Annotated in this window: 19 protein-coding genes; 13 read left to right on the forward strand and 6 right to left on the reverse strand. The window is 38.6% G+C overall.

Annotated elements, in window-relative coordinates; all coding sequences use genetic code 11:
* The first annotated feature begins 191 nt into the window (after positions 1 to 191).
* From CNR22_08715 to CNR22_08755, 9 genes are all read left to right on the forward strand, one after another.
* Positions 192 to 2,177: a hypothetical protein gene (locus tag CNR22_08715; GenBank protein PBQ31846.1), complete on the forward strand. Its 1,986-nt coding sequence runs from the start codon at positions 192 to 194 to the stop codon at positions 2,175 to 2,177.
* A 38-nt stretch (positions 2,178 to 2,215) separates the two neighbouring features.
* The gene (locus CNR22_08720; protein ID PBQ31847.1) at positions 2,216 to 2,971 is read left to right on the forward strand and encodes a hypothetical protein; all 756 of its coding nucleotides are present in this window, start codon (positions 2,216 to 2,218) and stop codon (positions 2,969 to 2,971) included.
* Positions 2,972 to 3,082: 111 nt separating this feature from the next.
* Positions 3,083 to 5,035: a hypothetical protein gene (locus tag CNR22_08725; GenBank protein ID PBQ31848.1), complete on the forward strand. Its 1,953-nt coding sequence runs from the start codon at positions 3,083 to 3,085 to the stop codon at positions 5,033 to 5,035.
* Positions 5,036 to 5,350: 315 nt separating this feature from the next.
* Entirely contained in the window at positions 5,351 to 7,507 is a 2,157-nt protein-coding gene (locus tag CNR22_08730) for a hypothetical protein (GenBank protein PBQ31849.1), read from the forward strand.
* Between the two features lie 136 nt (positions 7,508 to 7,643).
* Positions 7,644 to 8,654: a transaldolase gene (locus CNR22_08735; protein PBQ31850.1), complete on the forward strand. Its 1,011-nt coding sequence runs from the start codon at positions 7,644 to 7,646 to the stop codon at positions 8,652 to 8,654.
* Positions 8,655 to 8,901: 247 nt separating this feature from the next.
* The gene (locus CNR22_08740) at positions 8,902 to 9,624 is read left to right on the forward strand and encodes a phosphatase (GenBank protein ID PBQ31851.1); all 723 of its coding nucleotides are present in this window, start codon (positions 8,902 to 8,904) and stop codon (positions 9,622 to 9,624) included.
* Positions 9,625 to 9,796: 172 nt separating this feature from the next.
* Positions 9,797 to 10,321, forward strand: a complete 525-nt coding sequence (locus CNR22_08745) for a metal-dependent hydrolase (GenBank protein ID PBQ31852.1) — start codon at positions 9,797 to 9,799, stop codon at positions 10,319 to 10,321.
* Positions 10,322 to 10,448: 127 nt separating this feature from the next.
* Positions 10,449 to 11,351: a sterol desaturase gene (locus CNR22_08750; GenBank protein PBQ31853.1), complete on the forward strand. Its 903-nt coding sequence runs from the start codon at positions 10,449 to 10,451 to the stop codon at positions 11,349 to 11,351.
* Positions 11,344 to 13,269 carry an IGHMBP2 family helicase gene (locus CNR22_08755; protein PBQ31854.1) on the forward strand — a complete coding sequence of 642 codons (1,926 nt, stop codon included), beginning with the start codon at positions 11,344 to 11,346 and terminating at the stop codon, positions 13,267 to 13,269. Before CNR22_08750 ends, CNR22_08755 begins: the two co-directional genes overlap by 8 nt.
* 54 nt (positions 13,270 to 13,323) lie before the next feature.
* Here CNR22_08755 and CNR22_08760 read toward each other — a convergent pair whose 3' ends face one another.
* The 4 genes from CNR22_08760 to CNR22_08775 form a co-directional block, all read right to left on the reverse strand.
* The gene (locus CNR22_08760; protein ID PBQ31855.1) at positions 13,324 to 14,988 is read right to left on the reverse strand and encodes an MFS transporter; all 1,665 of its coding nucleotides are present in this window, start codon (positions 14,986 to 14,988) and stop codon (positions 13,324 to 13,326) included.
* Positions 14,989 to 15,076: 88 nt separating this feature from the next.
* Positions 15,077 to 15,595 (reverse strand): hypothetical protein, encoded by a 519-nt coding sequence (locus tag CNR22_08765; protein ID PBQ31856.1) that lies wholly within the window; start codon positions 15,593 to 15,595, stop codon positions 15,077 to 15,079.
* 148 nt (positions 15,596 to 15,743) lie between these two features.
* Positions 15,744 to 16,355, reverse strand: a complete 612-nt coding sequence (locus tag CNR22_08770) for a hypothetical protein (GenBank protein PBQ31857.1) — start codon at positions 16,353 to 16,355, stop codon at positions 15,744 to 15,746.
* Positions 16,356 to 16,442: 87 nt separating this feature from the next.
* Positions 16,443 to 18,161, reverse strand: coding sequence for a peptidase M61 (locus CNR22_08775; GenBank protein PBQ31858.1), 1,719 nt, complete (start codon positions 18,159 to 18,161; stop codon positions 16,443 to 16,445).
* 48 nt (positions 18,162 to 18,209) lie between these two features.
* On the opposite strand from CNR22_08775, the gene CNR22_08780 reads away from it, so the two are divergent.
* Complete coding sequence (locus CNR22_08780) at positions 18,210 to 19,298, forward strand: hypothetical protein (protein ID PBQ31859.1); 1,089 nt, start codon at positions 18,210 to 18,212, stop codon at positions 19,296 to 19,298.
* On the forward strand, positions 19,295 to 19,630 hold the full coding sequence (locus CNR22_08785; protein ID PBQ31860.1) for a translation initiation factor: 336 nt from the start codon (positions 19,295 to 19,297) through the stop codon (positions 19,628 to 19,630). The genes CNR22_08780 and CNR22_08785 overlap by 4 nt, the downstream gene beginning before the upstream one ends.
* A gap of 54 nt (positions 19,631 to 19,684) precedes the next feature.
* Here the strand turns inward: CNR22_08785 and CNR22_08790 are convergent, their stop codons facing one another.
* A complete protein-coding gene (locus CNR22_08790; protein ID PBQ31861.1) occupies positions 19,685 to 20,569 on the reverse strand; it encodes a hypothetical protein in 885 nt (294 codons plus the stop codon).
* Positions 20,570 to 20,655: 86 nt separating this feature from the next.
* Entirely contained in the window at positions 20,656 to 21,288 is a 633-nt protein-coding gene (locus tag CNR22_08795) for an alkyl hydroperoxide reductase (protein ID PBQ31862.1), read from the reverse strand.
* A 112-nt stretch (positions 21,289 to 21,400) separates the two neighbouring features.
* Between CNR22_08795 and CNR22_08800 the strand changes: the two genes are divergently transcribed.
* Positions 21,401 to 21,871, forward strand: a complete 471-nt coding sequence (locus CNR22_08800) for a peroxiredoxin (GenBank protein PBQ31863.1) — start codon at positions 21,401 to 21,403, stop codon at positions 21,869 to 21,871.
* Positions 21,871 to 22,485: a ribonuclease HII gene (locus tag CNR22_08805; protein PBQ31864.1), complete on the forward strand. Its 615-nt coding sequence runs from the start codon at positions 21,871 to 21,873 to the stop codon at positions 22,483 to 22,485. Before CNR22_08800 ends, CNR22_08805 begins: the two co-directional genes overlap by 1 nt.
* Positions 22,486 to 22,560: the final 75 nt, after the last annotated feature.

Below are 22,560 nucleotides of genomic sequence, written 5' to 3' on the forward strand. Positions count from 1 at the left end.
ATTACACAATATCGTCCTCAAAACTCAAAAAACCCATCAAAAAAAGACTTTTTTAAGGATCTGGGGCGATTTACCACTTATACAAAAAATATAACCACCTCTCTCTAAATTTAGCTTTTTAACATTTGTATATAACGTAAAAGGAGCGCTTGGTGTTATCTTTGTTAGAATACAAATATCTGATCATTAAGATGAATAAAAATTTACTTGCCTTAAGTATACTTTTTCTTGGTTTAACAGTAACAGCACAAACACCTCGTTTGTCGCTGTTTGAAGAATTTACCGGTGAAAATTGTCCTCCCTGTGCTTCTACAAATCCTGCGCTGAATCTTATTTTAGCCGCACCAAGTAATACCGCCAAGGTCGTTTCCATCAAATGGCAGGTTCCTATTCCTTCTGCACCTACGGCTACCTGGTCACTCTACAAAACGAATAAAGCAGAGATTGACTGGAGATACCAGGGATCGGGATATGGCTATCAGAGTCAATGGGTTCAAACCGACCCTTCCACTCCGGGAATTAGTTCAGCTCCATCGGGTCTGTTTGATGGTCAGCACCAATGGGTTTTTGGCGCTCCCAATGACCACCCTGCATATGTTTCGAACGGCGTTATTGCCACTGCACAATCTTATACTTCCGCTTTTTCAGTTACTATGAACCGTGCCTGGGATGCCACCGGTACTTCTGTAACTCTTACAGTAAGCATTCAAGCTACTGCGCCTTTTAGCTCTGTTGGATCTCTTGTATTTCGCACTGTTATGGTAGAAGAAAGAATTCAATTTGCAAGCTCTCCGGGCAGCAATGGCGAAACCGTTTTTGAAAACGCTGTTATAAAATCTTTTCCTTCCATTCAATCTGGTGTAGCCATGGCTAGTACGTGGACTACAGGTCAAACACAAACCTTTACTTTAAATTGCCCGCTTCCTTCTTATGTAAGAGAGAAAGCAGAGATTGCTTTTGTAGGATTTATACAAGATGACGGAAATAAAAAAGTGGCTCAGGCTGTAAGATCAGGAAAGGCCCTGTTAACGAATGATGCACTTGCCGCCGGGGCAAAAGTACCTGTTACCTGTAATAGCAATATCAATCCTGAGGTGACTGTTTTTAATAACGGTGCCGATCCTATAACCAGCATGACCATTACTCCTGCGGTGGATAATGTTGCGGGTGCAGTGAATTACTGGACAGGAAATCTTGCGCCAGGAGCATACACAACCATTCCTCTAAGCGCCATGACAACCGGCACGGTAAATAACTCTCACGTATTTTCTTACAGCGTAACATCTATCAACGCTGTTGATTTTAACCCGAGTAATAATAGTGGTAAAACAAATTACCTCGTGGCTACCGACTATCAAACCAATCCTATTGAAGAAGGATTTGTTATGGGTGCTTTTCCACCTGCAGGATTTACTGTTGTTAATCCAAACGCTGGCGCAGGCTGGAGCAGAAGCACTGCTGCGGGCGGTTTTAATGTCGGGCCTTTACAATCCGCTAAGTATGATTTTTATAAAAACACGGTTATTGGAGATCAGGACGAACTTATTTTACCTCCGGTAGATTTAAGTGGTACCGTTGATCCTCTTATGTTTTTTGATGTTGCTTATGCGCAACGTAATTATACAAGTGATGATAAACTTGAAGTATTTGCGTCTATGGATTGCGGCGCAACCTGGACCAATTTTTACAGTGCACATGGAAGCACTTTAAGCACCACTGCTCCCGTATCAAACACTGTTTACGTGCCAGGCAGCTCAGACGAATGGAGAACAGAAAACATTACATTTCCGGGTTACAACAAACCAAATGTGCTTGTAAAATTTGTGGTGACTAATAATAATGGTAACAACTTATATCTTGATAATATTAACTTACTGCAATTAGAATCTCCTACAGTGGGCATTCCAAAAATAACTACTTCACGCTCCAGCATGGTTCTTTATCCGAATCCAAGCACCGGAGTTACAAATTTAATAGTTAGCTCTGGAAGATCTTCAGATGCAACGGTTACAGTAATCAACGCACTTGGCCAGGTGGTTTATAACAAAACAACTAATTTGACTGCCGGATCAACTACGTTACAGGTAGATCTTAAAAATTTGGCGGATGGCATTTACACGGTGTCGCTAACTACTAACGACGGAAGACTTGTAAAAAAAATAAACATTACGAAATAAACAACGATTATAAATAAAGACTACTAAAAACTATCAAAATGAAAAAACATCTAGTTATTTTACTCGCAGCTCTTTCTGCAAACCTCTTATCACAAACTACAATTCAGTTACGTCACGTTGAGGCTGGAAATGTTGCATTAGCTCCTAATGGCATTATTTACTCAACAACAAAAGCTAATAAGTCTACCCTTATTAATATTGACATTACTAATACCAGTACGGTTACTAATACTTATAAAACGAAGCGCTATGATGTTATTTTAAACAACGGAGCAGATGCTTCTTTTTGCTTTGCCGGAAATTGTTTTGCTTCCGTAACAGAAGTTTCTCCCGGGGGAACTACCCTTAACGGAGGGGCAAGCGCTTCGCAATCAAGCACCGAATATCAAATGCTTACAGCGGATATTGCTGAGGGAAGTACGCCCGGTATAAGTCATATTAAATACACTATTTTTAATGCATCCAATCCTAGCGACTCTGTTCAAATTACAATTAAATATAATGTTGCAGCTCCTGTAGGGATTAAAGAAGCAAACAAAAGTTTATCTTCTTTTGAGATCTTCCCGAATCCGGCAAAAGAAAATGCAAGCATTCTTGTAAACTCTGTAAAGTCTTTCGAGTCGCAGGTAATTGTTTATAATTCTATTGGTGCAGTTGTTTTTCAAAAACAAGTTTCGATCGTTGAAGGAAAAAACAAAATTGATTTAAATATCGAAAATCTTTCAGTGGGTATTTATTTTGCCAGCATTAAAACGGCAGAAGCAACGGTTACTAAAAAATTAGTTGTAAACTAATATAACGTAAAAACTGAAGATCCGTTCCAAAAAAAAAGGAACGGATTTTTTTTGAATTTATACTTTTAGATTCATTATAAAACAATTAAAAACAATAAAATAAATTCGCTCATGAAACAACAATTATTCCTTTTAAGTTTTTTAGTATTAGTTCTGAGTGCTGCGGCTCAGACTCCCCGTATGGTTCTATATGAAGAATTTACAGGTGAAACATGCCCGCCTTGTGCTTCTACCAATCCAGGGTTGAATCAATTACTGGAGGCAGACTCTGCGCTTACCATTCCAATTAAATGGCAGGTTCCTATTCCTTCTGCTCCCACAAAAACCTGGTCGTTATACCAAACCAATAAAACGGAAATTGACTGGAGATGGAAAAGCACTGGTTATGGTTATACACCTCCCATTCAATCTGCACCATCCAGTAAAATCGACGGACAAGAAGCTACGGTTTTTGGCGCGGCATCCAGCCATCCTATAGATCTAACACATAATCACCTTGTAACTGCACAATCTTATACTTCTCCTTTTTCAATAACTATAGCGCGTGCATGGAATAAAAGTACTACAGCAGTTAATGTAACTATCACTGTGCAAGCAACAGCACCTTTCAGTTCTGTGGGATCATTGGTTTTTCGTACTGTTATGGTTGAACGTTTGATTCAATTTTCAGTGCAACCAGGCTCAAACGGTGAAAAGAATTTTGAGGATGTAGCTATTAAGTCTTTTCCAACACTTCAATTAGGAACATCTTTACCAGGTACATGGACTGTAGGACAAACACAAACATTTACACTTAGCTGCCCTTTACCAGCCTACACAAGAAAAAAAGATCAGGTAGCTATTGTTGGCTTTATACAAGATGATGGCAACAGAAAAGTAATTCAGGCCGCAAGAGCTAATAAAGCAGCGATCCCACAAACTGCTTTGTCAGGGCTTTCAGCCAACGTAGATTTAACCTGTACAAATTTGATTACCCCTACTGTAGAAATTAAAAACGAAAGCGCCTCTGGTGCAATCACAGCTATGACTCTGACACCTTATGTGGATGGTATTGCAGCTCCGGTTACACAATGGACGGGCAACCTGGCAGCGGGGGCTACCACCATTATTACAATGAACCAGATTTCTTCTCCGGCACTTTCGGGTAGTCATACTTTTTCATGTGATATTGATATCGCTTCACCGAGCTACAACCTTATCAAAAATACAACCCGCGTAACTTATATGAGTGCGTCTAATTACCTGGGTACACCGGTGGCACAAGGCTTTACAGCTGCTGCTTTCCCGCCACAGGGCTTTGGTGTTGTAAATCTTAACAACGGTCCAACCTGGTCGAGAAGCAATGTTAGCGGTGGGTACAACACTTCACAAGAATCTACTAAATATGATTTCTTCAATAACAGTGTTGTTGGAGACCAGGATGAATTTTATCTTCCTCCTATGGATCTTTCTACTGCAACAAGTGCGCAACTATCTTATGATTATGCTTACGCGCAACGCGTAGCTGAAAGTGATGATGCTCTTGAGTTATTTGTTTCTAACAATTGTGGTGTAACATGGACCAGCTTAATGAAAAAACATGGTTCAAGTTTAACAACCAATAGCAATCTTTATGCTAACGCTTATGTTCCTGATTCACAAAATCCTCTTGATCACTGGCAAACAGAAAGCATTGATCTTAGCGGGTATCAGCAGGCCAACCTGTTAATTAAATTTGTTGCGACAAGTGATAATGGGAATAATCTTTACATGGATAATATTAATCTGCGATTTGCTGATGTAACAGGTATTACCAAAAATGTTATTGTGTCTTCAAACCTGAGCTTATATCCTAATCCTACCAATGGTACCACGCAATTAAAAATGATTAATATGAAAGCGGGTTCCGCAAAAATTTCTGTGGTAAATACTTTAGGACAGGTGGTTTTTGCGAAGGAAACAACTTTAACCGAAGGCGCAAACACAGTTCAGTTAGAAACTAAAGAACTTGCAGTAGGCATTTACAATGTAATAATTGATTCACAAAACGGTTCTGCCGTGAAAAAATTAAATGTGATCAAATAATAAAATCTAAAATTTTAGAAAAGCTGTTCCTGAAAAGAACAGCTTTTTTTATGTCCTTACTTTAAGCATGTACCCCTCAATGCCTTGCAAATAATGGCTTTCAAGCTGATGCATCAAAGGCAATCGCAAATACATGATCTTTGCATAAACAGGTAAACACGAAAAAAATCAGCTGTAAGGTGTGCCAATTCTTACATAGAGCTATGTATTATGTTAAAATCGCATTTTCACCTCAGCTATTTTGGCATTTCCGGTGGTAAATCATTTGCAGATCATTATATTTGATATTCAATCTATAATAAAAACTAATACACCATGAAAAAACATTTACTAGCCGGCTTACTAATCACCGGAATGACAGCCGTAGCGCAAACGCCACGTCTTTCTTTGTATGAAGAATTCACAGGAGAGACTTGTCCGCCTTGTGCAGCAACAAATCCTGCGCTTAATGCTTTATTAGCTTTACCAACCAACACAACCAAAATCGTTGCCATTAAATGGCAGGTGCCTATCCCAAGTGCTCCTACCGCTACATGGTCATTATACCAAACTAACAAAACAGAAATTGACTGGAGATGGAAAACCATTGCTAACGGTGGTTATGGATATTCTCCTGCAATTCAATCTGCTCCATCGAGTAAAATCGACGGACAAGAAGCAACTGTATTTGGAGCTACAAGCAGCCACCCAGGTTACTTAACTTCAGGCATTATTACTACAGCTCAATCTTATACATCCGCGTTTTCAGTAACCATGGCACGTGCCTGGGATGCTACTTTTAGCTCGGTAAATCTTACAGTAAATATTACTGCTTCAGCAAACTTTACAGCTACAGGCAATTTAATATTCAGAACGGTAATGGTTGAGAATGTAATTCACTTCGCAACACAACCAGGAACTAACGGTGAAAAAGATTTTGAAGATGTAGCTATCAAATCTTTCCCTACTATTCAAAACGGTGTTTCAATGGTAGGTACCTGGATTACAGGTCAAACACAAACTTTCACTTTAAATTGTCCGATTCCATCTTACGCACGTGACAAATCTGAAATTGCTTTTGTTGGATTTATCCAGGATGATGGCAATCAAAAAGTAGCACAAGCTGTAAGAGCAGTGAAAATGCCGGTAACAAATGATGCTAAAGCTCTTGTTGGAACTATTCCAACAATCTGTGGAACTACTGTTTCCCCACAAATCAGCATTTACAACAACGGATCAAACATCATCTCTAGTTTTGATATTAATCCAACAATGAACGGTACTAACGGAGCTATCTTTAACTGGTCAGGATCTTTAGCTCCCGGAGCTACAACGGTAATTAATCTTCCTTCAACTGCTATTATTGGAGGTGTAAACAATTTCTCTTACACCATCAGTAACGTTTCTGGTTCAGATAATAATTTACCGAACAACTTCGCCGGCACTAAATTCTTTGGTGTTACAAACTACCAGGGAACTCCGGTTGCAGAAGGATTTGTAGGAGCTACTTTCCCACCTGCCGGTTTTGCTACTTATAATAACTACAATGGTCCGAGCTGGGCTAAAGTTACCACTTGCGGTGGTTACGGTCTAAGCGCAAATGCTACAAAACTTGATCTTTTCACTTTTCCAAACGGTTCAGTAAACGAATTAAACATTCCGGCTTACCACACAACTTCTCTAACACCTAAATTACATTTCGACGTAGCTTATGCACAATATGCATCCGGCGACGCTGATCAATTAGATATCCTGGTGTCTGATGATTGTGGTGCTAACTGGACAAATGTGTATTCAAAAAATGGAGCTGGTTTAATGACAGCGCCAGTGGTAACATCCCCTTTTACACCTTCGGCCAGCCAATGGAGAACCGATACCGTATTTTTAAGTGGATATGCTAATAAAGACCTCCTTATTAAATTTGTAGGTACTAGTGATTATGGTAACAATATGTACCTTGATAATATTAATCTGTCATCTTGTGCACTTCAAACAGTTGTAGCAACAAGCAATCGCGAAAACATCTGTGTAGGCGAAACTGCTACCATTACAGCTACAGGAGCTAGTTCTTACAGCTGGAGCACCTCCTCTTCTACCGCAGCAGTTCAAGTAGTAACTCCTTCCCAAACTACTACTTATATGATCAGCAGCAAAGATCAATCGCGTTGTAAAGATGCTTCTACTTCTATAGTTGTAAATGTTGACGCTTGTACTGGTATTAAAATGCTAAACGCAAATCAACTAAAAGTAACTATCTACCCTAATCCGTCTAACGGTGAAACAAGTATTATCATGAATGCTAACAACAGCGGAAAAGCTACTGTAAGTATTGTTAATACTTTAGGACAAGTAGTTTACAAAAAAGCAACTACACTTAATTCAGGTGAAAACACATTGCAATTAGATGTTAAAGCTCTTGCAACAGGTGTTTACAATGTTGTAATCGATTCAGAACAAGGATCTACTGTAAAAAAATTAACTGTATCTAAATAAATCCGCAGGGATTTTTTTCAGTAATTTTTCTTATAAACCCCGTCATGGTAAATCTGTGGCGGGGTTTTGTTGTTTAAAATCAATACCATTTAATTCATTTTTTTTTAGTTTCTTTACAGCTTAATTTAATACGAATATGGAATTATACTTAGACTCAGCCAATTTAAAAGAAATTGAAGAAGGTTTTAAATTGGGCTTTTTAAACGGCTTAACCACAACCCCAACCTTTATGCAAAAGGAAGGAATTACGGATATTGACGGAACAATTGTAAAATTAAGCAAGATTGTGCCTGTGCTCCAAATCGAAGCATTAGGAAACACTGCTGAGGAAGTATTAGCGGAAGCTGAGCGTCAGTTAGCTCTTGGATTAGATCCTACAAAAACAGTTTTTAAAATTCCGGTTTCTTTAGAAGGTGTTAGAGCTTGTAAATTATTAAGAGATAAAGGGTACCTGGTAAACGTGCATTTGGTGTATACGTTGCAACAAGCTTATATGGCTATGCAAGCGGGTGCTACTTATGTTTGTCCATTAGTTGGGCGTTTACAGGATCAGGGTCACGATGCTTTAACGCTGGTTGAGCAATGTGTTGACGCTGTAGAAATTTACGGGTACGATACAAAAATCATGTTCTCTTCGGTGAGACATGCAGAACACGTGAGAAATGCCATCAACATTGGCGTTCATACAATCACAGTTCCCCTAAAAGTACTAAAGCAATTAACGGAGAATAATTTCACTACTTTAGGAACGGATCAGTTTATTGCTGATACCCGTTTGATGATGGTGCGTGTGAAAGAAGCGATGAACGGCGTAAATCCAATCGTTGCAGAAGAAACTAATATTACTGATGCTTTGGTTAAAATGACTGAATTCAATTTTGGTGCTATTACCGTTGTAAAAAAAGACGGTAGCATTAAAGGAGTATTTACAGATGGTTCTTTACGTAAATTGTTACAGGAAAAAGGTCACGGCATTTTAAGCAAAAAATTAAGTGACGTTGAATTCCGCGAACCAATTACAATTGATGGAGGTGTATTGTTGAATGACGCAAGTGTTTTATTTAAAAAGACTTCTGTTGATACCATTGTGGTGACTGAAAACGGTAAACCAGTTGGGATGTTGGATATTCAGGATTTGAAATCTTAGTCTCGACTACGCTCGACTTGACATTCGACTACGCTCGACTTGACATTGCTAACACACGAGCTGGCTCAAAAGAGTCTTTACTCTTTTGCCCTGCTCGACTTGACATTGCTAACACACGAGCTGGCTCAAAAGAGTCTTTACTCTTTTACCCTGCTTGACTTGACATTCGACCAAGCTCGAACTGACACTTAATTAAAACCTGGGCAGCAGATATGCCCAGGTTTTTAGTTTTTTTTTAAAAAGTTTTATGACAGAACCTGAGAATTTATATGGCGTTATTGGTGGAAGATTTATTACTTCAGCCGATGAAATGAGAATCAAACTCGAAAAGATAAAAGCTTTTGTTTTTGACTGGGATGGCGTTTATAATAACGGAGAAAAACAATCTTCCGGAGGAAGCAATTTCAGCGAGGTTGACAGCATGGGACAAAACCTACTGCGTTTTTCCTATTATCTCAAAAATAAAAAACTTCCGTTTACTGCTATTATCAGTGGGGAAAAAAACGATACAGCTTTCTATTTCAGCGAAAGAGAATGTTTGAATTATTCTTTATTTAAAGTGCCTCACAAACGCGCGGCTCTTGACCTGCTTTGTGAAAAAGAAAATTTAAAGCCGGAAGAGATCGCCTATTTTTTCGATGATGTGCTCGATATTCCCATTGCAGAAGTTTGTGGAATAAGAATGATGGTAAATCAGAAGGCCAATCCTCTTTTTGCGCAGTATTGTATTAAACACAAATTAGTAGATTACCTGAGTGCCTCTGCTGGTGGCTCATTCGCGGTGCGGGAAATGACGGAGCTTTTAATTGGTCTTAATGGAAATTATGACGAGGTAATGACCGGGAGAAAAAATAATTCGGTGGAGTATCAGAATTATATTCAAGCGAGAAAAAAAGTGAAACCGGATTACTATACCTTAAATGCGGACGAATTAGTGAAGGTAGATTCACCGAACAATTTAACCACATAGAGACATAGAAAAACATCCTGATTGAGATCGGATGCCCTAGAAAACATGCAAGCCTTCAAAAGTTACACATAGCAATAAAAGCTTTGTTTTTATTGAAGCTCTAAAGTTTAACTTACATCCAGTCCTCCGTTTTCAACTTGGTAAAAGTGATTTTATTAAATAGTTCAGTTATATGGAAGAATTAAAATACCCTATCGGACACTTCAAAGCCCTGGATGATTATTCCCATGAAGATCTAGAAAATTATATCTCTATTATTGAGAGTTTTCCTAAACGCCTGAAACTCGAAGTAGAGAATCTCACAAATTCCCAGTTAGATGTGCCTTATCGTCCGGATGGCTGGAGCGTGATACAAGTTGTGAATCACTGTGCTGACAGTCATATGAACGCTTTGATTCGCGTTAAAATGGCACTTACGGAGGAAACTCCGATTATAAAACCTTACAGGCAGGAATTGTGGGCAGAGTTGGCGGATGGATCTATGCCAATTCATTTTTCTTTAAACATTTTGGAAGGTGTTCATGCGCGCTGGGCAAAAATTTTAAGATCGCTTGATGAAAAACAATGGAAACGCGGATTTATTCATCCTGAAAAAGGAAAAGAACTAAGTTTGAAAGAGGCCGCTGCGTCTTACGCCTGGCATTGCCAGCATCACCTGGCGCATATTACCAATCTTAAGAAGCGCATGTTGTGGTGAAAATTGCACGGCTATAAAAAATGAACTGACCAATTTACGCTATCAGCATAATTCCGTTCAAAAGCTATAGTACGATCCAAAAGCCCCATTTTTAAAATTTCTATAAACTCCGTATCTTTGCAGCCGCATGGACGACTTTAGTGAAGCGGTAATTTTAAAATTTGCGATCCCGATTTATACGCTTATAATTGGCTTCGAGATTTTTTACAGTTACTGGCATGAAAAAAAATATTATTCTACCAAAGGAACTATCGCCAATGTTTACCTGAGCATGCTTAATGGTGGTCTCGACCTTTTGGTTCGTGCGGCCGGTCTCGCTGTACTTTGGTTCTTCTACCAGTTTAAGTTTGTTCAGATAGATAAACATTTACACCCCGTCTTTTATTGGACGGCACTGCTCGTTGGACAAGACTTTTTGTTTTATTGGCTGCATCGTGTAGATCATTATTGCCGCTTGTTCTGGGCTATCCACGTAACACATCATTCTTCTGAAGAATTTAATTTTACAGTTGGTTTCCGTTCTTCTGTTTTTCAACCGCTTTACCGCTTTATTTATTTTATCCCGCTATCCTTCCTGGGATTTAATCCTTTAGATGTTTTATTGATGTATGCCATCACACAAATTTTTGGTATTTTGATTCATACAAAAACAGTTGGCAAACTTGGTCCACTCGAATGGATCATGTCTACACCCTCGCACCACCGGGTACACCATGCCAGCAACGTACGTTATTTAGATAAAAACATGGGCATGGTCTTTATTATCTGGGACAGGCTATTTGGTACTTTTGAAGAAGAAAAAGAAGAAGTGGTATATGGCCTTACCAGCAACTTAAAATCTTACCATCCCATTAATATGGTTTTTCACGAATGGCGTAATATTTGGAACGACCTTAGAAGAAAGAAAGCTCCTCTTAAAGCAAAATTTATGTATGTCTTTGGCCCCCCGGGCTGGAGTCATGACGGAAGTACAAAGACCAGCGCACAGCTTCGTGCAGAACTTAAATTGAAAGACTCCAAGAATGGCTAAACTCACGGCCGTTGAGCGTTTAAAGCACGTTAAAGACTTATTAAAAATTGAACGCGACGAAGATTACCGTCTTTATAAAGAACTATTTCTACGTGTTAATTTAGAACAGAGAAAAAAAAATGGTGTTACCTGGTATCCGGTAAAAATAAATAGTGAAGAACTTGGTTCCGGAGATCTATTGCATTTAGAAATTGAACGGACTTCGCAAATTGACAAAGCACATCAATTCAGTTCTGGAAAAAATGTAAGTCTTTTTAGTAATTACCAGGAAGAGACCCATGAAATTACGGGTACGATAAAATCTGTTTCGAAAAACAGTTTAAAGTTGATCATACATGCGGATGAGCTTCCCGACTGGTGTTACGAAGGTAAGCTGGGGTTAAATATCCAGTTTGACGACAATAGTTACAACGAAATGCAGCGCGCCTTAGATCAGGTAATTGATGCTAAATATAACCGTGTAGCAGAACTTCGCGAAATGATTGAAGGAGAAATTCCCCTTTCATTTGAAAAAATAAATGAGGACATATTAATTCCACAATTAAATCTTTCTCAAAACAGAGCGGTACGTCATGTGATGAGCGTGAACGCTATTGGCGTAGTGCATGGTCCGCCTGGTACGGGGAAAACAACAAGTTTGGTACAAGCCATTCGTTTGACTTTACAAAGTGAAAAACAAGTTTTGGTTTGTGCGCCAACAAATGCGGCGGTGGATGTATTGACAGAAAAACTCGTAGAGTTAGGAATTGACGTGCTGCGTCTCGGGCACCCTGCTCGTATGGCCGAGGAACTACTGAACAGTAGCATGGATGGAAAAATAGCTTCCTCTCCTTATTACAAAGACATAAAAAATTTGCGCCGTAATGCTGAAGAATACTTCAGAATGGCGGGAAAATATAAACGCACTTTCGGTAAAGAAGAAGCCCAACAGCGGACTGCTTATTATACCGAAGCAAAAAACTGTATTAAAGAAGCGCGGTTGCTTGAAGACTTTATTGTAGACGAACTTTTTAAAACCTCGCAGGTAATTTGTTGTACCCCGGTAACCAGCACACACAGGGCTTTGGCGAAAAAACGTTTTAATACTTTGTTTTTTGACGAAGCTTCGCAAGCTTTAGAACCAATGGTTTGGATTCCTCTTTTAAAATGTAAACGTTTGATTTTATCTGGAGATCATTTTCAATTACCTCCCGTAGTAAAAAGTATGGAGGCAAAACGCGGCGGACTCGATCAAACACTTTTAGATCGCTGTATAGAATTTAAAGAAGCGGTGGTGCTTTTAAACCGTCAGTACCGCATGAATTCGGCTATTATGGGATTCAGCAATCACTACTTTTACAAAAATGAGTTGATAGCCGATGAAACCGTTGCCACACATGTGCTTGTAAATGACGACTCTTACCTTGGTAAAAGTATTGAGTTTATTGATACGGCGGGCTGCAGTTTTGATGAGATCCAAAATCCGGAAACATTAAGTTACTGGAATCCAAAAGAAGGCGAGATTTTATTTAAACATTTGCAACAATTGCTTTTAGATTATTCTACTCACGCAGATTTACCTGCGCTGGAAATAGGCGTTATTTCTCCCTACAAAGAGCAGCGAGAATGGTTAAAAGAAAATATATCAGATCTGGATTTAGAAAGAAGTAAACTTCAAAATCTGAGTGTAAAAACCATTGATGGGTTCCAGGGCGAAGAACGTGATGTTATTTATATCAGTCTTGTTAGAAGTAACGAAAAACATGAAATTGGATTTTTAAATGATCTGAGAAGAATGAATGTTGCTATTACCCGCGCTAAGAAAAAATTAGTGGTGATTGGAGACAGTGCTACGATTGGTTCCAGTGATTTTTATCAACAGTTTTTAGAGTACTGTGAGAAGAACGGTATGTATAGAACGGCCTGGGAGTGGGCCTAGAATATTTCGCGCAAAGAGGCAGAGTACGCAAAGGTTTTTATAGTTACAATGCGATCATCCTTCCTTAAACACTCTGTTTAGGCGCTTCAATAAAAGCATCATAATCAAAAACGCAAACATCAATAGAGCAAAATTTAGCCAGAAGTAATTTGCTTTGTCATCAAACTTATCCCAGTTTTTTGCAAGAACGCCACTTAATTTATTTCCGATCGAGGTTGCGAGTTGCCAGCCTCCCATCATCAATGCGGTAAGGCGTAAAGGAGCAAGTTTTGATACCATCGATAATCCCATAGGACTGAGCAGCAATTCGCCAACCGTTATAACTCCATAGCTGGCTACAAGCCACCAGGCGCTGGCCTTATCCATACCGTTATTTGTATGATAAACAGCAAACACCATAACCAAAGTAGAGAGTGCACTAATCAATAAACCATAAGCAATTTTTGTAGCTGTAGTTGGTTCCATCTTTTTTCTCCGTAGAAAAGCAAAGAAGGCAATGATTAAAGGCGTTAGTACAACTACGAAAAAGGGATTTATCGATTGAAATATTTCGGTGTTCACCAGATTTACGGAACCACCTTCCGATGGTATTTTTTCAGGTGCACTGTTCTTGAAATAGAGCGGATAGTCGATACACTTCACGGGTTTTCCTGTCTCGTCTTTTATTTTTCTAAACTGTTCGTCTACTTGATTTACTTCCTCATTTCGGGCCACAAGTGTTTCAGAGAAGCCAAGATCCTTTGTAATGGCTGTTATCTGTTTAGGGCTTTCTCTTTCTGTATAATACTCAGCATAAGTAGTTAATGCAGTTCCATTTTGTTTAAAAATAGCCCAGAATAAAATTACGATAATAAAAATAGTAAACATTGTTCCGAGCGGTTTGCGTTCTTCTGCTGTGGCTTTCTTGTAAATAGATGAATAAAAATAAATCACAGGGATACAAAACATAAAAAAAGCATCGGTACTTTGACTTCCCATAATTGTAAAGATCTTACCTTCTTTACCCCAAATAGCATTAGGAATAACCCACCCAATAACTGCAAACAGAACACCCACACACAGGACTTTTACGAACTGCATTAAAAACGGTTTATCTTCCGGCTTTGGTTCTTTGCGTACATCAACATGTTTATAATGTTTCATACCTGCCCAAAAGGTGATAACGCCGATAAACATTCCAATTCCTGCTGTAATAAACGCGCCGTGCCAACCTATTTTGTTTCGCATAATGGCGGCCACAAAATTGCAGATTAACGCACCCACATTAATACCCATATAAAAAATATTGTAACCGGTGTCCTTATTATCACGGTAACGTGGATCATTATAAAGATTTCCGAGTAGCGTTGCAATATTGGGTTTAAAGAAACCGTTGCCCACAACCATCACCGCAAGAGAAGTAAAAAACGCCCATTTCTCCGGGATAGCAAGCATACAATAACCTATACCCATCAATATTCCTCCAAGTGTTACTGAAAACCGGTATCCGAGTTTTAAATCGGCGAGGAGCCCGCCCATAAAAGGCGTAAGATAGGCCAATGCAATAAAAGTTCCGAAGATGTCAGAAGCTGTTGATCTTTCCCAACCCATGCCGCCATTTTTTCCATCAGCAGTCATGTAAAGGAAAAAGATCCCTATCATTAAATAATAGCCAAAACGTTCCCAGAATTCTGTGAATACTAAAAAGAAAAGTCCCCTGGGATATTTTGATTCTGCCATGCTAAGAAATTTAATTATCACTACTACTCTAAAATTTTGAGGTTTTCGCGACCTACAAAATTCCAGGAAAGAAAATGGATGTTAAGTATTACGAACCGGATTGAATAAAAGTATTGTTATTTTTTTTGTTCATGTATTTTATATTAGCCACATACATGCCAATAAAGACAAGGTCTATCACCACCATAAAAATTGTTCCACCGTAAGACTTTTCTTTTTCGAGACCAATATCAGTTGAAAAGAAATTAGTAGCAAGCTCAGCAATGGCATAAATTATTACGCCTATTTTTTCGAGACGCCACATCATAATTACGCCGATTAAAGAAAAAACATTTGCTATAAGTGAATAAAGACAAGCCATCCCTATTCCATGAAAAAAAGTATAAGGGTCTATCTCAGCCATTTCAGGACTGCTTGCAGCTATCTGCGGCCATATTTTATCAATAGTTGCGTCATCCATAGCCAGACAAACAGTGCCGATAGCGCTTACAAGTATCATGAGTCCGCATGCCACGAAAGATAGAATGCAAAGAATTTTCAAAAATTCAGGGCGTTGAGCAATAGGTTCTGAGGGCATTTGAAAGTTTTCGTCAATTGTGTTTTCCATAAGTTTATTTTTTAGACAGGTAAAAATGCTAATAAAAAAATGGATAAACTAATAAGTAAGATCGATTTTACATCATCGCACAAAATGTATGGTGAATGGTAAAAAATAAAAAGGACCAGAAAAACTGGTCCTTCACTATTTAAACAAATTATGGTTTACCAGAAAATGGCGGGTACTTATCTGTAAGAAAAGACAAGTAGATATTTACGCGGGTTGCCCATCTCAGGGTGCCAACAGAAAAATCATACAGACCTTTAGGATATTTGCCCGTTATAAGTACGGCCCACCAGGCTATAAAAGCCACAAAAATAGTGGCAATGCCACGAAAAAATAAACAGATGCCGTGAGGAATCAGCACATAAATAAATTGAAAAAACAGACGAAGCAATAGAAGGCCCTGATCTAATTTTTGTGGATAAGCAATAGTTACATTGACCTTATCGTCTTGTGCACTCAGTCCAAAAGCCGGATAGCCGTCGGCCAAATTCAGTAATCTTGCCTGGAGTCTTGTTGTCCACCTTATCAAGGACACCTGGAAATCAAAAAAAGAACGAGGATACTGGCCTGTGAATAGAACGGCCCACCAGGCAATGAAGCCAAGTACTGCCGAGCCAATACCAATAAAGAACAAAAGAAATCCGTGCGGAATCATAATGAAAAGCTGTCCGAACAGAGTACGCAGAATCAATTGCCCCCTTGAATAATTGTCCTGATGAACAATATCGAAAGCAAAACTGGGTTGTGTAGTTGTTTCTTCCATTTTGTTTAGATTTTATAAGATTAATATCTCTTGAAAATAGAATTCAGAAACCAGATTGTCAATTAAAAGTTGTAAACAGAAACCTTTCTAAAATTGCTTCCATCTTTCAAAAGCTTCATTTTCTTTTGCATCTTTTAATTTTAACACAGGATTAAAAAACCAGGAAGTTTCTTTTTTATCTTTTAGTAAGGAAATAGTTTTCAATTGCTCGGCCGAATTTACAGTAAGCGTTAGTTCTTCGGTTGACATAAAATACTGCAGCCAGTGATTTAAATTATTTTTCAGCATCATGCCATTAACAGCAAGGATCTCATCGCCGGCGAAAAGACCCGCTTTCCAGGCTGGAGAATAAGGAAAAACAAGACTTATCTTGCTGAAAAAACCACTATCAATAGCTTTAAATCCAAAAGTATGTTCATGAACATTCGAATTATTTTGTTTTGTAAAATCAATTCCTAAATAGTCGAAGCATTCTTTTAAAGGACTTTCAAAATCACCTGGCGTGTAAACATAAGTTTTAAAAAACTCTCTGAAGTCTTTTCCACTAACTTCGTTTACAAGGTCAATAATAGTTTGTTCGGTATATCCAATCGCTTTTTTTCCGAAACGGTCGTAGAGCAAAACACAAACATCACGGAGCGATCTTTGGTTCTCTGTTGCCTGCATGATCTTAACGTCCAGCATAAAAGCCACTAAGTTTCCTTCGTCGTAAATATTTGTTTTACGGTATGGTGCACCCGGAACGTAGCCATCGAGCCAGGTTTCCCAGCTGCTATGGGCTACGCTTAAATTGAAACGGCCGGCGTTGTGAAAATGTTTTACAAGACGCTCCTGAAGTGTATTAAAATACTGTTGTGTAGAAAAGACCGAAGAACTTAATAAAAGTTTGTCGCCATAATAGGTCGTAAACCCTTCGTAGACATAGCCCGTGCGCGAATAATTTTCTTTTGTATAATCGTAAGGCTGCATTTCGATGGGACGAATTGTTTTGATATTCCAGGTATGAAATAATTCGTGACAACTCACTCCTAAAATATCTTCATAAGTTGCCCCCGAATTGATCGCATAGCCCGGACCAATTGCTATTACCGTGTTTTTCTTATGTTCGACACCATGATAGAATTTGAAAGGTAAAACCTGGAATAAAAAATGATATTCGTCGTACGGAAAATCATTCCAGAATTCAATTTGTTTTTTTGTGAAAGCTTCAAAGTCTGTTTTTATCTTTTTGAAGTCAGGTTGGCATTCTCCGTTAAAATGAACAAAAAATTTAATTCCGTTTACTGTATAGCTATCCGTTTTAATATCTGCCGAAGCTATAAAAGGTGAATCTACCAGCTCATCGTAATTTGCCGCGATCAAAGTGCTTTTTTCAGTTTTTAAAGAGCAGGCGATGCTATAAGTTTCTGGAACTTGCAGCTCTACTTTATGCTCCTCTTGTGTTCGTCCTACAACATACATGCAGCAGTGAACAGGATTTACATAAAGTTGCGAGCCATCTGCATAACATGCGCCGGCATTTAATTCGGCTGCGTAATAACTATAAGTAATCTTTACACGTTTGCTTTCACCAATTTCAACTTCCCAAAGATCTTTATTCAGCTTGGTGTATTCGAGCACTTCATTTTTTTCGTTAAACATATCCACGCGCTTTACATTCTTTGCAAAGTTACCAAGTTCGTAGCGACCCGGACGCCATGCCGGCAGTTGGAGTTGCAGCTTGCCGGAGCCTGGATTTTCGACAATCATGTCGATATAAATGTAATGCGAAGAAGGATTTTTCTGGTAAAAAGAATAGTGGATCATTGTTTCAATAATAAGTCTTAAAATTATACATTTGATGGAAATAAGAAGATGCGCTTAACCTTTTTTTTATTAGTTATTTCTAATCTGTTACGTTCCCAGGAAAGTGATACCCTATTGACGCGTATTTTGTTGCTGCAAAACGACACTGAAAAAGTGAACCAACTCTACAAACAAGGTTTTGCTCTACGTAATAGTGATCCTCAACTTGCTTTTTATTACGCCAATATGTGCGAAGAGCAGGCTCACATATCAGAATCTAAAAAACACCTTGCCAAAAGTTATAATTTGTTGGGAATTTTATTTTATAAGAAAGGAGATTTTACAAAAGCATTGGCCTACCATCAAAAAGCACTCTCTATCCGCACGGAAACCAAAGATAAAAGTGCTATGGCCCTGAGTTACACAAATCTTGGAAATATCTATACCGACTTACAATTGTTTGAACGAGCAGAAGCTTCTTATCTAAAAGCACTGGAAATTTTTCGCGAAACAGGTGATGAGAAAAGAGCTGCAGACTGCCTGATAAATCTTGGCGTTTTAAAACAAACTACAAAACAAAATGACGCAGCATTTGAAAATTACGCGCTAGCTTTAAAAATGGCCGAAAGGCTGAATGATTATGAGATGCGATCTCTCTGCCTGAACAATATGGCACAGGTTTTTTTTGATAAAGGCAATTATGAAAAATCTATAGCCTACAATGAAGACGCTTTGAAGATTCGCAATATGATGGATAATAATGTGGAAGTAGCAGACAGTTATTTAAATCTGGCTTCCAATTATATTCGCCTGAGAAATCCCGAAAAAGCAAAAGAAAATTTGGACACGGCCTATGCCATTAGTGCTCACTATGAGTATTACCAAGCTATGCAGACAGCCTTTAAAATTTATTCAGAGTATTATTCTGAATTAAAAAATTATGAGGCCGCCTATAGCTGGTTAAAAAAATACGAACTAAGTAAAGACAGTGTCATGGCCCAGCAAAGCTCCCGCGAGGCAGCTTTCGATTTTGATCTTCCTGAAAGTATAGAGCACGTTTATACACCACAAAAACAATTACATAATCTCTGGCTCCTTATAGTTTGTTTTATTTTAGTAATTTTTATTCCCTTATTTTTTATAAGATTCAAGCGATGAGCAAAAAAGAAAAAAGCGGTGGACTTGTGTACTCTACAAATCCGAATTTTAAACCCGAAGATGATCTTGAAGAAGAAATTGTTATGAAACCCGGTGAACAACACTTAAAAGTATATCTTGATCGTTTAGGCGGCGGCAAGCTCTTAACGAGGATCACGGGCTTTACCGGTAAAACCGGCGATATAGAAACGCTTGGAAAATTATTGAAACAAAAATGTGGTGTTGGAGGTTCGGTTAAGGAACGCGAAATTCTCATACAAGGAGAACATCGTGATAAAGTTATTCTATTGCTTTTAAAAGAAGGCTACAAAGCTAAGAAGGCGGGAGGGTAAATAACCGACTGATATACTGTATAAAAAGGTCACTCTAAACCTAAGAGATAAAGATTATTCTTTCACAACCTTCGCCAGATAATTATGTTTAGCCGTTTTAAATTTCAATGTGTAAACGCCTACTGCAAAATTGGTGAGGTTAATTTGATTCCGTTCAGGCGAAATTGTTTCAGTGGAAAGCTCCTGCCCAAAACTATTCATGACTATAAGAGTTCCTTCTTCGTTGGTGTTAATTAAATAGAGACCGTTAGAGGGATTCGGAAAAACCTTTAGTTTCTGGGCGCTTAAATTAAACTCCGATAGCCCATCTGGTATGCCGTACGACTGGCCGCAGCGGTTACTTCCTTTACGGTACCATTCCAGGCGGGTTTCAAAACCAGAGGGATTGGGATAAGCTGCGGTTAAAGACAAAGTATGCTCAAAGACACCGATTCCCTCAATTACCCTATAGAATAATGTGGGAGGTTCAAAACAGTTACTATCGCTGGTTGCAAAGTCTAAAAAAGCATCGTGCTCGAATATTCCGCAATTATTTATGTAGCTGGTATCGACACGCTGTCCGCAAGAGCCGGAAGTAAATTGAAAGTTAAGAGCAGAAGCCGATAGATCTGTTACCGCAAAAGCTGAATTGTAGGAATTAATTACCGGACCACACGGGTAACAGGTATAATTAGCTACTACGTCATGAACTGTATAATAAACAGTATCCATATTCGTAGAAAAATTTTTACCGGTAAAAATCCGGTAAGTCCACGATGGGGGAGGTTGTGGGTTGGGACTGGCCATGAATTGTTGATAGGAAGTTACAATGGTGTCGCCCACATTATAATTATACACCGAACCATTCGTAAAATTTTGTGAGTGATTCGAAAAAAAAGCAAAAAGAAAAAACAAACTATAAAAATGTTTCATGCTTATGGGTTTTAAGCGGAGATTCATATAAAGGTAAAAAAAATCACAAAGTGAAATGTTAAAAGCAAAAAAGCCGGCTACTCGCCGGCTTTCAAATTATAAGAGTTTCATTCTTAGTTTTTGCTTAAGTACTCAGCAACACCTGCGTGAGTGTCTTTTAAACCTTCTTTACCTTTAGTCCAGTTTGCAGGACAAACTTCACCGTTTTCTTCAAAAAATTGTAAAGCGTCTACCATACGTAACACTTCGTCTACATTACGACCTAATGGAAGATCGTTAATTAACTGGTGACGTACCACGCCTTCTTTGTCGATTAAGAATAATCCACGGAATGCGATCATTGGTCCTGTTGCGATCAACTCACCATCTTCGTTTACATCGTAGTCACCCGAAAGCGTGCCATAATTTAACGCGATTGTTTTTGTTGTATCAGCGATGATGGGATAAGTGATCCCTTTAATTCCACCCGCTTTTTTTTCCATTTGTAACCAACCCCAGTGACTTTCTTCTGTATCTGTACTTGCAGCTACAACCGCGCAATTACGGCTTTCGAACTCATTCAATTTTTCCTGGAACGCGTGTAATTCTGTTGGACATACAAACGTAAAATCCTTTGGATAGAAGAAAAATACAACATGTTTTTTTCCTAAATATTGATCCAATGAGAAATCTTCAACCATTTCTCCACCTTTAACTACTGCACCTGTTCTGAATGACGGCGCTTTTTTACCTACTAAACTTGCCATATATTTATTTTAAATTGTTTTTAATTGGTTTAAATCGTGTGCAAAAGTATAAATTAGTTTTTAAATGATTTTAAAGTAATTTTGAAGAAAACCTCACTTAACAAATATTAGTATGAGTACTGAAATCGGCGCAAAAGCCCCTGAATTTAAGCTGTTTAACACAGAAAAAAAAGAAATTAGTCTTTCCGAACAAAAAGGAAAGAATGTTGTGCTATTGTTTTTTCCCCTGGCCTTTACAAGTGTTTGTACGGCTGAGCTTTGCAGTATACGCGACAATTACGCCATGTATAATGGTTTAAACGCTGTGGTATTTGGTATTTCCACAGATTCTCTGTTTAGTCTAGGGAAATTTAAAGAAGAACAAAAGTTAAATTTTGATTTGCTCAGCGACTATAATAAAGACGTATCTACCGCTTACAACAGTCTTTACGAACAATTCGGATTCGGCATGAAAGGGGTTAGTAAGCGCGCTGCCTTCGTTATTGATAAAGAAGGAAATTTAAAATACTCTGAAGTTCTTGAAGATGCCGGAAAACAACCAAATTTTGAAGCCATTAACGCGACTTTAAAATCTCTGAACTAGTGCTTAAAAGATTCTTTTTAAATAACACAAGTATTGAAGCAGGCTGCGACGAGGCCGGCCGGGGCTGCCTGGCCGGACCCGTATATGCCGCTGCTGTTATTTTACCAAAGAATTACAAAAACAAATGGTTGAACGACAGCAAACAATTGAGTGATGCTGACCGTTACGAACTGCGTCCCGAGATTGAAGAAAAAGCTCTGGCTCATGCGGTAGGTGTGGTATCGCACATCGAAATAGACCAAATAAACATTCTTAATGCCTCCTTCCTGGCTATGCACAGGGCAATTGATCAGTTGAAAATTATTCCTGAATTGTTATTGATTGACGGTAATCGTTTTAACCGTTACAAAGAAATAGAGCACAAATGCATTATTGAAGGTGACGCAAAATTCATGAGCATAGCGGCCGCCAGTATTCTTGCAAAAACATACCGCGATGACTTTATGAAAGAAGCCGCTATAAAACATCCGCATTATTCCTGGCATACCAATATGGGTTACGCAACCAAAAAACACCGCGCTGCCATCAAAGAACACGGCCCCTGCGAATTGCACCGCATGAGTTTTACCCTCTTGCCGTCGCAGCTTGACCTGGAATTAGAGTACCTGGATTAATACCCAGCTCTACGAACAGAACCTTATTAATAAGTCCCCATTACATTCGTTTCAACATTCTACATTAATGGCTAC

This window comes from Sphingobacteriaceae bacterium (assembly GCA_002319075.1).
Taxonomy (GTDB): Bacteria; Bacteroidota; Bacteroidia; order B-17B0; family Aurantibacillaceae; genus Aurantibacillus.

Coding starts and splice junctions, on each gene's coding strand:
- CNR22_08715 (PBQ31846.1), top strand. CDS start 192: ATGAATAAAAATTTACTTGCCTTAAGTATACTTTTTCTTGGTTTAACA.
- CNR22_08720 (PBQ31847.1), top strand. CDS start 2,216: ATGAAAAAACATCTAGTTATTTTACTCGCAGCTCTTTCTGCAAACCTC.
- CNR22_08725 (PBQ31848.1), top strand. CDS start 3,083: ATGAAACAACAATTATTCCTTTTAAGTTTTTTAGTATTAGTTCTGAGT.
- CNR22_08730 (PBQ31849.1), top strand. CDS start 5,351: ATGAAAAAACATTTACTAGCCGGCTTACTAATCACCGGAATGACAGCC.
- CNR22_08735 (PBQ31850.1), top strand. CDS start 7,644: ATGGAATTATACTTAGACTCAGCCAATTTAAAAGAAATTGAAGAAGGT.
- CNR22_08740 (PBQ31851.1), top strand. CDS start 8,902: ATGACAGAACCTGAGAATTTATATGGCGTTATTGGTGGAAGATTTATT.
- CNR22_08745 (PBQ31852.1), top strand. CDS start 9,797: ATGGAAGAATTAAAATACCCTATCGGACACTTCAAAGCCCTGGATGAT.
- CNR22_08750 (PBQ31853.1), top strand. CDS start 10,449: ATGGACGACTTTAGTGAAGCGGTAATTTTAAAATTTGCGATCCCGATT.
- CNR22_08755 (PBQ31854.1), top strand. CDS start 11,344: ATGGCTAAACTCACGGCCGTTGAGCGTTTAAAGCACGTTAAAGACTTA.
- CNR22_08760 (PBQ31855.1), bottom strand. CDS start 14,988: ATGGCAGAATCAAAATATCCCAGGGGACTTTTCTTTTTAGTATTCACA.
- CNR22_08765 (PBQ31856.1), bottom strand. CDS start 15,595: ATGGAAAACACAATTGACGAAAACTTTCAAATGCCCTCAGAACCTATT.
- CNR22_08770 (PBQ31857.1), bottom strand. CDS start 16,355: ATGGAAGAAACAACTACACAACCCAGTTTTGCTTTCGATATTGTTCAT.
- CNR22_08775 (PBQ31858.1), bottom strand. CDS start 18,161: ATGATCCACTATTCTTTTTACCAGAAAAATCCTTCTTCGCATTACATT.
- CNR22_08780 (PBQ31859.1), top strand. CDS start 18,210: ATGCGCTTAACCTTTTTTTTATTAGTTATTTCTAATCTGTTACGTTCC.
- CNR22_08785 (PBQ31860.1), top strand. CDS start 19,295: ATGAGCAAAAAAGAAAAAAGCGGTGGACTTGTGTACTCTACAAATCCG.
- CNR22_08790 (PBQ31861.1), bottom strand. CDS start 20,569: ATGAATCTCCGCTTAAAACCCATAAGCATGAAACATTTTTATAGTTTG.
- CNR22_08795 (PBQ31862.1), bottom strand. CDS start 21,288: ATGGCAAGTTTAGTAGGTAAAAAAGCGCCGTCATTCAGAACAGGTGCA.
- CNR22_08800 (PBQ31863.1), top strand. CDS start 21,401: ATGAGTACTGAAATCGGCGCAAAAGCCCCTGAATTTAAGCTGTTTAAC.